Annotated in this window: 10 protein-coding genes; 5 read left to right on the forward strand and 5 right to left on the reverse strand. The window is 40.2% G+C overall.

Annotated features, from left to right (window positions below; all coding sequences use genetic code 11):
• The first annotated feature begins 334 nt into the window (after nucleotides 1-334).
• Together Q4Q46_RS01905 and Q4Q46_RS01910 are read left to right on the forward strand one after the other, a co-directional pair.
• Complete coding sequence (locus Q4Q46_RS01905; RefSeq protein WP_311905079.1) at nucleotides 335-1,252, forward strand: sulfite exporter TauE/SafE family protein; 918 nt, start codon at nucleotides 335-337, stop codon at nucleotides 1,250-1,252.
• Between the two features lie 14 nt (nucleotides 1,253-1,266).
• Nucleotides 1,267-2,793: a tryptophan halogenase family protein gene (locus Q4Q46_RS01910; protein ID WP_311905080.1), complete on the forward strand. Its 1,527-nt coding sequence runs from the start codon at nucleotides 1,267-1,269 to the stop codon at nucleotides 2,791-2,793.
• A gap of 54 nt (nucleotides 2,794-2,847) precedes the next feature.
• On the opposite strand, the gene Q4Q46_RS01915 is transcribed toward Q4Q46_RS01910, so the two are convergent.
• The 3 genes from Q4Q46_RS01915 to Q4Q46_RS01925 form a co-directional block, all read right to left on the reverse strand.
• Complete coding sequence (locus tag Q4Q46_RS01915; RefSeq protein WP_311905081.1) at nucleotides 2,848-4,389, reverse strand: tryptophan halogenase family protein; 1,542 nt, start codon at nucleotides 4,387-4,389, stop codon at nucleotides 2,848-2,850.
• A 20-nt stretch (nucleotides 4,390-4,409) separates the two neighbouring features.
• Nucleotides 4,410-5,114, reverse strand: coding sequence for a SapC family protein (locus Q4Q46_RS01920; RefSeq protein ID WP_311905082.1), 705 nt, complete (start codon nucleotides 5,112-5,114; stop codon nucleotides 4,410-4,412).
• 96 nt (nucleotides 5,115-5,210) lie between these two features.
• A complete protein-coding gene (locus tag Q4Q46_RS01925; protein ID WP_311905083.1) occupies nucleotides 5,211-7,889 on the reverse strand; it encodes a TonB-dependent receptor in 2,679 nt (892 codons plus the stop codon).
• Nucleotides 7,890-8,276: 387 nt separating this feature from the next.
• On the opposite strand from Q4Q46_RS01925, the gene Q4Q46_RS01930 reads away from it, so the two are divergent.
• Nucleotides 8,277-9,293, forward strand: coding sequence for a LacI family DNA-binding transcriptional regulator (locus Q4Q46_RS01930; RefSeq protein WP_311905084.1), 1,017 nt, complete (start codon nucleotides 8,277-8,279; stop codon nucleotides 9,291-9,293).
• Between the two features lie 47 nt (nucleotides 9,294-9,340).
• Here the strand turns inward: Q4Q46_RS01930 and Q4Q46_RS01935 are convergent, their stop codons facing one another.
• Both Q4Q46_RS01935 and glnB read right to left on the reverse strand, forming a co-directional pair.
• A complete protein-coding gene (locus Q4Q46_RS01935) occupies nucleotides 9,341-10,630 on the reverse strand; it encodes an NAD(P)/FAD-dependent oxidoreductase (RefSeq protein WP_006084988.1) in 1,290 nt (429 codons plus the stop codon).
• A 186-nt stretch (nucleotides 10,631-10,816) separates the two neighbouring features.
• Nucleotides 10,817-11,155 carry a nitrogen regulatory protein P-II gene (gene glnB / locus Q4Q46_RS01940; protein ID WP_012088533.1) on the reverse strand — a complete coding sequence of 113 codons (339 nt, stop codon included), beginning with the start codon at nucleotides 11,153-11,155 and terminating at the stop codon, nucleotides 10,817-10,819.
• Between the two features lie 241 nt (nucleotides 11,156-11,396).
• Here glnB and Q4Q46_RS01945 point away from each other — a divergent pair, with 241 nt between their 5' ends.
• Nucleotides 11,397-11,909 carry a GspH/FimT family pseudopilin gene (locus Q4Q46_RS01945; RefSeq protein WP_115335289.1) on the forward strand — a complete coding sequence of 171 codons (513 nt, stop codon included), beginning with the start codon at nucleotides 11,397-11,399 and terminating at the stop codon, nucleotides 11,907-11,909.
• Nucleotides 11,910-12,057: 148 nt separating this feature from the next.
• On the forward strand, nucleotides 12,058-12,552 hold the full coding sequence (locus Q4Q46_RS01950) for a GspH/FimT family pseudopilin (protein WP_011846088.1): 495 nt from the start codon (nucleotides 12,058-12,060) through the stop codon (nucleotides 12,550-12,552).
• The last annotated feature ends 56 nt before the right edge of the window (nucleotides 12,553-12,608 follow it).

A 12,608-nucleotide genomic window follows, 5' to 3' on the forward strand; every position in this document is an offset into this window, starting at 1 on the left:
GGAGAGACTATCAAAATATCAAAGACAAACGTATCGCCGCCCGACAGCAATACTCCTGCCAAACACATGAAAAGGAGACCTCATCCTCTCATGCAGACCTTACAAACAACGTATCACACAAGCAGATGACAGCGTTGTCATTATTAAAGTACACAAGAAAGAACAGGATTTCTACATTTTTTTGACAATTATTGTTATTTTTTATGAATAGACATACTTAACCATTATTATTCAATTACTTAAAATGTTTAATTTATTTATTCAAGCTTATGTGACAACGTTGTCTTTCATTGGTAACATGGCGATAACATGACAAAGATCACGGTAGCTATCGATGAACCCCCTTAACACATTAGTGCCCAGTAATACCCAATCTGCTCCGCGCTTAACTCGGCACTACCGAAACCTCAGTTTGATATTGCTACTTTGTGGAGCTTGGTTATTTTGGGCGAGCCATTTTCATTCGCCATTTGATCTTATCCAAGAATATGGCCGCTTTATTTTTCTGGGTATTACAGGAGCGATATTTGCCAATTCGACGGGAGCTGGCGGTGGCGTCATCTTTATTCCCGTTTTTTCGAGCCTCAACTTTAGTGAGTCTCAAAGTGTTGCGACTTCATTTATGATCCAGTGCTTTGGTATGACAGCAGGCGCGATTTCATGGTCACTGCATTATAAAAAGCGTCACCGAGAAGATGCCGCCTGGTCTGGTTTTGTGAAAGCAGCATTACTTGCCGCCTTCTTTTCTGTCTTAGGTTTCTGGAGTAGCCAATTACTACAGCTCAACTCCCCCTCTTCGCTACACACAAGTTTCAGCATCTTCTCGATTGTACTCGGTATCGCCATCGTTATTAGTAGCAAAAGTAGCACGCCAATAACTCGCGCTATAAGGCCAGTCGATTTTCTTTGGCTCGCTCTCATTGGCTATTTCGGCGGCATTATCACAGCTTGGTTATCGGTAGGCGTCGGTGAATTAGTCGTCATTTATCTGATGTTACGGGGACTATGCGCCAAAATGGCGGTCGCCACCGGTGTCATTGTCTCTGCAATTACAGTTTGGTCGGCAAGCCCTATTCATATTTTTTCAACAAATAGCCATGCCCTCTTTGAGTTAGTGTTATTCGCAGGCCCAGGTGCAGTTATCGGAGGATTACTCGCTCGTAAATTAGCGCTATATCTCCCAGTAAAAGTGTTAAAACTTTTTTTCTCCATTTGGATAATTTTGACGGGTAGCGTCATGTTGGCGAGTTAATAGGAAACATTAAGATGAATAATTCTCCGCTAAAAAGTATCACTATTGTCGGTGGCGGTAGCACAGGTTGGATGACGGCTCTCTACTTGAGTAAGTTATATAACCATTCGTCTAATATCATTGATATTAGACTTATCGAAAGTAAAGAAATTGGTATTATTGGCGTTGGTGAAGCTACCGTTCATAGTCTACGATTCTTCTTTGCAGCTATGGGATTAGATGAAAATGAACTACTTAGAGAAACTAACGCAACATTAAAGACTGGCATATTATTTCGTAACTGGATGAAACCAGTCGATGGTAAAATGCATGAATATTTCCATCCATTTGAACAACAAAAACCATCTGGAAAAATTGATAATGCAAGTGCTTGGATTTTAAATAATCAGATTAATGAATCAAACAGCACTCCCTTTGCTGAAGCAACAAGTCTTTCATTTAGCTTAATGCAAAATAACTTAAGCCCTAAAACGCAATACTTGAACCAATATCAAGGTATTGTCCCCTATGGTTACCACTTAGACGCGACGCTCATGGCTGCCTTTTTAAAGCGCAAAGCCACCCAAGCAGGTGTAGAGCATGTTGAAGCAAATGTAACGGACGTTCTGGTTAATGATGGCAACATCACTGAGGTTGTAACTGACCAAGGCTCATTCAAGAGCGACATATTTATCGACTGCACAGGCTTTAAAGGGCTTTTAATTCAAAGCCTAAAGAATGATAACTGGCAATCATTCGAAACTGAATTACCTTGCAATAAAGCCGTTGCAATGCAGCGGGAATATCTGCCTCACCAGCTACCAAGAGCCTATACGACAGCAACAGCGCTTAGTCATGGTTGGGTTTGGGAAATTGACCTAACGAATCGTCAAGGAACGGGTTATGTCTACGATGGCAATAGTCTAACGAGGGAGCAAGCTGAGGCTGAATTAAAAGCTTATCTTGGCGATGAACAAGAGATCATAAGAACTGTTCACTTAGATATGAAGATAGGTTGTAGACGTGAATTTTGGGTTGGAAATTGTATTGCAATGGGGCTCGCAGGTGGATTTATTGAACCCTTAGAATCGACAGGCTTGCATCTTATAAACTTAGGGGCAAGATTGCTAGCGACGCATTTAACGTCATCAAATCCCTCCCAAGCAATAAGGACGTCATATAATACCGCAATGAACGGCTTGTATACCGATCTTAGACAGTTTATCGTACTTCATTACTGCTTAACTGATAGAAATGATAATGAATTTTGGCAAAAAGCCGCGCAAAGCTCAGCATTCATCCCTGCTCTAGAACAAAAAATGACACTATGGAAAGACAAGGTTTGTGAGTATGTCGATCTTGCCAATGGATATAGTTCAGTTTTTACAGATGAGAATTATCGCTACGTACTTTATGGTATGCAGCATATTCCTGAAATCCATATACCTTGTCCCAAAACTGAAATATCAAGAATACTCGACAACTTAAAAACACAACAGTTTAGAGCCAAAGAGCAATCTTTATCACATCAAGAATTTTTAGCAAAAATTAAAAAAAATTAAAACAATAAAGAGCAAGATTAACAATCTTGCTCTACATGCCGTTTAATTCAACCATTAATTAAGTTGGATGCCATACAACTTGATGCGTTCAATTAACTCCCTATGGGGTAATAATTGCGATTTGAGTAATGTAACCTGCTTGTCTAGTTTGTCGGTCATTTCCGAGAAAAGCCGTTCCTCTTCATCATTTAATGTCATCTTTAATGTTGACTCAAAGTCTGAGCCATAGAGTACATATAAATAGTTTTCTAAATTGAAAAATTCTAGCGTAGAAGTAAAGTCATAGGCAGTCGGTATGTGATAGCGCCACAATTCTAGATGTTCTTTTAATGAGTCTGGAATACTTATTTCATTTTTATTATCAACCCAAAAAGGCGTATCCATTCGTTTGGCTGTGACATAGTGAAGTTTAATAAAATCAATCACCCGATTCCAAGCATTCGATACCCGCTGATTATAACGATTAGCCACAAGTGGCATAACGTCAGTATTAGCAGGAAAACATTCGGCTAACATTCTGGCTGTCGCATCAAACATAAGAAGACCAGTCGCTTCTAAAGGTTCAACAAAACCACTCGACAAACCAATCGCAACACAGTTACCTTGCCACGATTTCTCTCTATACCCCACCTTCATCGGTATGTGTCGAAACGAGATTTCTTCAGCTGCTTTACCAAGATATTCCCGTAATACACTCTCAGCTTGCTCTATTGATGAATATTGACTGGAATACACATAACCAACACCACGACGTTCAGACAAACCGATATCCCATATCCAGCCAGCCTCTTGTGCTGTTGATTTAGTGAAACAAGGGATAGGCGTATATTTATCTTCATAAGGAAGCTGCACAACTAATGCTGAGTCAACAAACAAAATGTCACTCTTATCAACGAAGGGAACGTTACATGCGCAGTCAATGAGTTGAGCACTAAATCCAGTACAATCAACATACAAGTCCGCAGTCAATACACCAGCGTTATCAGTATGTAACTCTAAGATATTTCCCTGAGCGTCTATTTTTGTATCAATAACTTCTGCAAGCAGATGTTTAACGCCTAACCGTTCAACACCAAATTCAGTCAACAACTTGGTAAACTTTGCTGCATCGAGATGATACGCGTAATGCATAGCCCCTCGATATTGAGGCTGTGTCATCGCTTTAGGACCATATCCCGCATCAATTAAATGACCTTGAACTGACACAAGATCAGCGTAGCGGCCTCTATCTGAAAGAGATTTATTGAGCCAAGTTGAAGTGAAATCTTTAAAGTAGGGATAATCAAATAAATGGTGATAGTACTCCCCTGAATTTGGTTCATTCCAATCAATGAATTTAACACTCTGTTTAAATGTTACATCACAGCGACGAATGAACTCATCTTCTCGAATACCAAAATACTTTAATGTTTCTCGTAACATAGGCACTGTCCCTTCACCAACGCCTATAGTAGGAATGTTCGGGGACTCAACTAACATAACTTGTATTTTAGGTGTTCTAGCATTCAACTTTTTAGCTAAATGACAGGCAGAAATCCAACCTGCAGTTCCGCCACCCACAATGACGACACTCTTTATATCTTTTCTTGAAGTCATGACCTATGCCTGCTAATTACTTAAACGCTCAACTCGATTTCTTCTTTCGCTAGGCGATTAATTTGATGCAATGAGTTCAAATGGCTGTAAATTGGAGCTAAAAGGCCTCGTTGCTTGATATCTAAGAACTCATCTGAGCTGAGTTGATTTAACTTAGCTTCATCGATGAAATAGATACCATTTATGCCGCGTTTTTCGCCTTTGATGTCAACGGTAAGACTTTGTGGAGAAAATAATTCTTTTTGAGCCAAAAATGCAATAATTGCCTTACTCATTTGTTCTTGTTCAAAGTTTTTTATAATACTTTCTTTACGCAATCTTAAAAACGCCGTTTCCTCTCCTCCTTCAAATAATGCATTTCCCTCGTCAGTAGTCACATGAGCGCTTTCTTCACGTATCCCCACCCATACTTTATCCTGTTGTTCAGCACTCAGTATTAACCCAAGCGGATAGTTTTTAAGTACATTTGGAATATACAGCCCTAACCATTTGCCATCTTTTTGCTTCAAATTCTGTCCAGGTTTTAATCCAAGCATAATTACGGACTGGTATTCTCCTGTTTCACTATTCTTAACAAAAACAACAGGTGAATCTACAGCTGCATAAGCAAACTCATAAATTGAAATGGGTAGTAAATGTTGCTCAGCTACATGCTCATAAGTGGTAGGAGTCACTTTAAGGTGCGCATGTTTTGCTGAGTCAAGTGGGGTGATTGAATTAGTCATATGAGCTCCTTGAGGGCTTCTTCTGATTGAATATTATTGAGATATAAAAAAAGGGAGCAAGCTCCCTTTTTCATTTATACATGAGTTAAACCGAGATTAGAATCGTACGCTAGCACCTAATGTAATTCGGCGGGCCATATTGTATTCAAATACAGGGAAGCCATCCGTAAAGCCACTTAGATTAGATTGGAACTGATTGTTACCAAACTGACGTGAACCTTCTTCTAACAGATTATTACCATCAAGCTTAATATCCATATAATCAGTAACATGCCAAATTGCGCTCAAGTCCAAGCTACCAAATGCATCGTGTAAACGATTACCGTATGAACCAGTTTCACGGATCATATACTCACTACGCCAGTTATATGCTAAACGAACTTGGAACAAATCGTTTTCAAAATAACCAGTTAAGTTATATGAATGCTTTGAACTATCGCTTAAGAACGGGTTGCGATCTGTATATGTATTTGGACTCGTTTCACTATCAGTATAAGTGTAGTTAACAATTGAGCCGAAGCCGTTACCAAAGTCTTGTTGATATTGCAGTTCTAAACCTTGGATTGTCGCAGATTCGCCATTGGCTTTCTCTTGCACAGTCCAACCACCAGCAACTTCATCAGGTTTTAACGTGCCAGTAAATGGGATATCGGCGCTATCTGCATGGTACTCACTAAAGGTTACGAAGTTTTTAACATCCTTCATAAACAAAGCCGCAGAAAGTAATGACTCTTCATTGAAATACCATTCAATACCTAAGTCTATTTGATTAGCAATAAATGGTTTTAACCCGATATTACCAACAACCCATTTTTGGTTATTAGGCACATCATCATTCGCACCTAAAACGTTAGGGTTAACATACATGTCATCATACTGTGGACGAGCCATAACTCGAGCTGCAGATGCGCGCAATATGAGATCTGGTGCTAAGTCGAATGCAACGTTCAAGCTTGGTAACCATTCCCCATAATTAGCCGAAGAATCGGTTTTCTTGCCATCAACATAGTAAGTTGAAGTTGCTTCAGTCCCCGCATAACGCACACCAAAGTTACCGCGTACGCCTTCTGATGCAAAGTTAGCCATCACATAAGCAGCGTAGTTATCTTCGTCAATTTCACGGTATGAACCAAAATCTTCAGTTTCACCTATGATGCTCGATTTGGCCCAATCTTTTAGTGCATCTGGATCAAAACGAATAATATCGTATTCACTTGTTCCTACAGCAAAAGTACCAGTATTTAAGCCTGCTGTTGATATGATGGGATTAAAGTCATCGGCTTGTACAAAGTCAAAACGGCGACTCGTTGTATTATGCTTCGCATATTTCAGACCCGTTTTAATGGCATTAACCACACCTAGATCTACATCAAACTTAATATCGGCTTGAATATAAGTTTCATCATCCGTTTTGGGTGTTTTATTAAAGTTACTGCCAGTACCCATTACAAGTGAACCAGGATCATAAGTGGCTGTATCAAAACCATTCAAATCCCAAGTTTGATGACCATTGGTAAAGTCGTAAGTCGCACCATTTAATGCTGTGCCACCCAGACCATCTTCAACAACCATTTCAAAATCGGTACCACCAGTAGAGCTTGTATCACCGATTTGAGTCGTAAACTGGTATCCATCGCCGCTATATTCCATCTTCAGGTCGAAAACTTGAGACTTCATTGTCGCTTCACGAGGGCGAGCTTGCCAATATGCTAAGTTAACAGGGCCTGCAACTTGAGAACCTGACTGTGATGCATCTGGCTTATCACCACCACATAAACCGCAGCCACCTAACCATTCCGTGTTATCCCAAGCACCAGAACCTGGAGATCCTGACCATGAGGTGTCAGCTTGCGTAAACCATAATGCGTAGTTGGTGTTGTCCGCGGCCATTTGCATGTCCATCGCGTTAAACACAAAGTTTAATGAATCAGATGGCGCATACTGGAACGTTGCAGCAATAGCGGAACGCTCACGCTCTTGTTCAAATGCAACAGGGCCTGCACCCCATTCCCAAAAAGCTTCATCGCCTTGACGCTGTAAGCTACGATTTTGCATAACGCCAGAAACTAATACACCAAAAGTTTCATCATCATTCTTCCAGCTACCTAAGCCTGAAAATTGTGGGTCCGTTTCACCCGAATCGCTTTGATATTGAGCTTCAGCAGATGCAAAGAAAGTCATTGAATCCATATCCAATGGCTTACGAGTATTAACTACAACAGTACCACCCACACCACCTTCAGCTAAGTCCGCCTGAGATGATTTATAGACTTCTAAGTTACCAACTAATTCAGATGGTAATAATTCATAGTTAAATGAGCGTTTTGCAGGCTCAAGAACAAACCAACCTGTTGAAGCCACGTTTTGTCCATTCAGAGTAGTCAAAGTCAAATCTTGACCTGCACCACGAATAGAAACACCTGCGCCTTCACCAAATTGACGCTGGATCGTGACACCTGGAATACGTTGCAGCGATTCTGCAACGTTTTTATCAGGGAATTTACCAATGTCTTCAGCAGTAATCGCATCAACAGTACTGTCTGAAAAGCGTTTGGCATTTAAGTTAGCTTGCTGGGAAGCGCGAATACCGCGAACTTCAATTTTTTCAATATTTTCAGGCGCTGCGGTGGTTGCCGCGGCATCTGCAGCGACAGCGCTGATGGATACAGCACTGCCGAGTAGGATAGCAATATTTGTTGCTAGTACAGTTTTCTTAAAGATTGATGGTCGCATCTCGTTTCCCTTCCATAACTTTATTATCGTTTTAGTATTCATAACCATTCCCTGCGGAATGACAACGCTGTCATGTCTAGTGCAAACATTACACAATAATTAACAGCCTTGCCACAACAAAATAACGATGGAAGCAAAAAAATGTCATAAAGCAGAATTTTGAATCAGTAATTTTATTAAAAAACATTATAAAACATGAGCTTTAATATTATGACGTAAATTTACAACTCCAAGCCATAATTGTAACAACAATAAATTAACGCCAATTTGTAACAATTCAGGATTGCTAAGCACATCAAAAGCTCGCACTATAAGACGCATAAGTAAGAAAATACTGATAAAAATGTAAGCTTGTAAATTGCTGGTAAAGAATTTACGTTCATAGAACAGTTAACCCTTCGCGGCCTTAGATAAAGAGTTTTTACATCAATGAAAGTCACTATTAACGACGTAGCTAAATATGCTGGAGTGTCTATCAAGACAGTATCCCGTGTCACCAATAACGAACCTTCAGTGAAGCAGGCCACAGTTGACAAAGTAAACGAGGCGATAAAAGCACTTAACTACCAACCGAATTTAGCGGCGAGAAACCTCGCGGGCACTAAATCCTATGCTATTGGTTTTATTTACGATAATCCAAACGCTTACTACATTATTGATATGCAAAATGGGATCTTGGCAGCCTGTAAAGACAAGGGCTATGAACTGGTCATCCACCCTTGCAATGCCAAATCAGAGACCATTTGTGATGAGCTTACGGCACTAGTCAAATATTCTAGGCTAGCGGGGTTAGTGCTGACGCCTCCCTTGTCAGAAGATCCGAAAGTACTCAAAGCGCTTACTGAGATTGATGCTAACTATGTGCGCATTATTGCAGGCGAAAAAGGCAACGATCAGAATGGATTGACTATTTTAGTCAACGATAAATTTGGTGCAGTTGAAATCACCCAGCATCTAATTGACTTAGGCCACAAGCATATTGCTTTTTTAAGTGGGGATTTACACCATGAATCCACTAAAGAGCGGTTACTTGGTTTTAAACAAGCATTAACAATAAATGGCCTAAAACTGAATGAAAACTACATAATTGAAGGGAAGTACTCATTTGAGTCTGGTGTTGACGGTGCGAATAAGCTCATCAAACTAAAACATCGTCCGACTGCGATTGTGGCTTGTAACGATGAAATTGCCGCTGGTGCACTTTTTGCGGCTCGTTTAGCGGGTTTAGATATCCCAGTAGACATATCGATTGTCGGTTTCGAAGATAGTCCATTCTCACGTCAAACCTGGCCTAAACTCACCACAGTACATCAGCCAAACGCAGAAATAGCGCAAGTCGCAACGGAATTATTAATCGCAAAACGTCGCGAGCAGGATGCGATATATTCTAAGACCTTTACACCTGAACCTATCATTCGTGACTCGTCGGCAATTCCTAAACAATAAAAAAGAGAGCATATTTGCTCTCTTTTTTGCCCTACATTACATAGAAATCAATGTAATTTGAGCTTTGGACGCTGCCACCTCAATAACTTTTGTGCCACTCGATACACTATTGCCGAAAACCAACCATAAAGGCTGGCTAAATGCCTCTGATACAAAGAGATATACATCAATCTTGCTATATGCCCTTCAACAAAGAAAGTGCCAGAGCGTAGGTTCCCCATCAAATTACCTACCGCAGAGAAGCGGCTTAAAGACACTAATGAACCGTAATCTTTGTAAACAAAGGCCTTTTCAGGCTTACCTTGTAATCGATTAACGATATTATCAAACAAAGTATCAGCCATCTGTGCCGCAGCTTGCGCCCTTGGTGGAACAGGCTGACCAGAACTTTGGATCAATAGAGCGCAATCGCCAAGGGCGTAAATATCTTGATGGCCCTTGACTCGCATGCAGTCATCAACTTCAACCTGATTTCGCGGCGTAATGGGCAATTTTGTAAAGTTCTGAAACGCTTTTGGCCCTTTTACACCTGCCGCCCAGACTTTTAAGCCCGCTTTAATCACATCCCCATCTTGGGTAATAAAACCATCACGAGTCACTTCTTTAACTTGAACACCGATATGTAAACGTATACCTATCTTATCAAGAACTGCCTGCGCCCTAGCGCTCACACGCTCAGGTAATTGGGGGAGAATTTTGGGTGATGCTTCAATCAAATGCACATCAAGATGATGTGTAGCAATATTCAGATAGCCATACTCTTTAACGGATTCAATCACATGATGAAGTTCTGCCGCCAATTCAACACCGGTCGCACCAGCACCAACAATGCCAATACTGACTCTTTCTTGTGTTTCGTTTAATTGGAGTAATGCGTCGAGTAATTTATGGTGGAATAGGTTGGCATTTTCGAGGCTATCTAAGAAGATGCAGTGTTCATCAGCTCCTAATGTATTGAAACTATTAGAAACACCACCAAGAGCAAGGACTAAAAAATCATAATCGATTTGTCGCTGCTCTAAGAGTAACTCGCCTTCGTCATTATAGACGGCGGCTAACTGAATCGATTTAGCATCAGGGTCGCACTGCTCTATCTCACCGCGAATATAGCGGTAACCATTTTTAAGCCCATGATCGCGGTAGAGTAAACCTTCAATAGATTGATCGATCACGCCAACAGCAACTTCGTGTAATTTAGGCTTCCAAATATGAATAGGACTTCGGTCAATTAAGCACACATCGACGACATCACTACCGCCCCATTTACGGCCCAACTTAGATGCAAGTGCTAAACCAGCTGCACCACCGCCCACGATCACTATTCTTTTTGTAGCCAAAATGACAACCTCATAAAACTCATTTGCGAGGTTCAGTTATACCATGTTACAGATAAGAGATAACTACATTAGTTCAGTAAAACTGACGATTTTGCATTAAAGATATTTCAGAAACTCAGCCGTACTTCCATCAGCTTAGCCAACAAAAAAGGGCAACTAAGCCCTTTAGAATCGTTCTTAAGCAGCTTATACCGCTTCTTCGTTTTCTTCACCGGTACGGATACGAATCACTCGCTCGACATCAGTAACAAAAATTTTACCATCGCCTATCTTTCCTGTGCGGGCAGTTTCAACGATCACATCAATTGCTTGGTCGAGCAGATCGTCCTGGATCACTAACTCTATTTTCACTTTTGGCAGAAAATCCACCATGTATTCAGCGCCACGATAGAGCTCTGTATGCCCTTTCTGACGGCCAAAACCCTTGACTTCAGAAACCGTCATACCTGTAATGCCAATCTCAGCAAGGGATTCTCTTACGTCGTCTAATTTAAATGGCTTAATAATGGCTTCAACTTTTTTCATTAAAAATTCCTCATCCCTTGCAATAACATAAACAAACAGAATAACACTAGCTTACACGGGGTTAGGTCAATATTGAAGTGAATGTAGTGCTTTACTCATAAAACACAGTTTCTACAAAATCGCTTTTAGCACATAAAAGTCTAAAAAAAGCACTATGAGTATAGCGCCAGACTTTATACTTACATTCTAGCCAAAACTAACTCGCTCGCGGGATGCAAGCGCAAAATAACAGGGATTTGTTATGAACACTCATCAAAAAGGCTTTAGCCTGATAGAACTTATGACTACGCTATCGATTTCAACCATCTTGTTTACTGTGGGTACGCCATCCTTTACGGATCTCAGCGATCAAATAAGAGCGGATTCCAATATCAGGACTATCCAACAAACACTCATGCTGGCTCGAAATACGGCGATTAATTATGGATATAGAGTTACTGTTTGCCCACTCGTGGATGGAAAATGTACTCAAAATTGGCAAAAAGGATTAACTGTATTCATTGATTCTGATACGGTAGAAACCTTAGATGTTAACGATAAAGTCATTCGTATTATTGATGAATTTGATACAAAAGACTTTTTAAAATACAACAAAAGCTCGATAAAGTTTCAACCCGATGGATTGGCTTCAGGAAGTAATGGTACTTTCAAATACTGCCCAAGGACCGTAGATAGCAAAAACTCCCGTGCAATTGTTGTTAATCAGGCAGGTAGAATTCGATTTTCTACAGCTAAAAATATCAGTTGTAATTAGATCAATATGTGTATTTCCGTATTAAAAAAATTCAATTATATAAAACCTTGAACAACAACTTATTGGTTATACTAAAAATATAGAATAGGTACTGACCATTAGTACTCTCCTCGCATATACTTAGTTAAGTTTTAACGAGGATATTTATATGTTAGTAATCTCAAAAGGGTTCACATTAGTAGAACTGATGGTAACGATCGCTGTCGCGGCAATTTTGTTAGCAATAGGCGTTCCATCACTTACGTCACTATACGAAGGGACACGCAGCACTAATGAAATACGAAAAATTAGCGATGTGTTTGCCTTTGCAAGAAATCAAGCCGTCAACTATGGTGCCACGGTTACTGTTTGCCCATACGCAGCATCTCCATGCGGTACTGACTGGAATAAAGGATTCAGTGTTTATATTGATAATGGAGGAGCAAAAAATGTACTCAAAGTAATTGATAGTTTTAATGAGCATGATGTCATTTCACTATCGGGGCCTGCTGACAAAAAAGTGGACTTCACACCAGATGGCTTAGTATCAGTCGAAACATCAATAATTTATTGTTCAAACGGGAAAAGTGACGGTTCTAAAAGCCTTAAGATTAGTACTTCAGGTTTGATAAGAGAAGGCGCAGATGGGCAAAGCTGCACATAAACTAAGGGAGACTAAATCTACCGTTCACTACCCTAAAATATTATCATCCTTAAATA

This window comes from Shewanella vaxholmensis, from assembly GCF_031932135.1.
Taxonomy (GTDB): domain Bacteria; phylum Pseudomonadota; class Gammaproteobacteria; order Enterobacterales; family Shewanellaceae; genus Shewanella; species Shewanella hafniensis.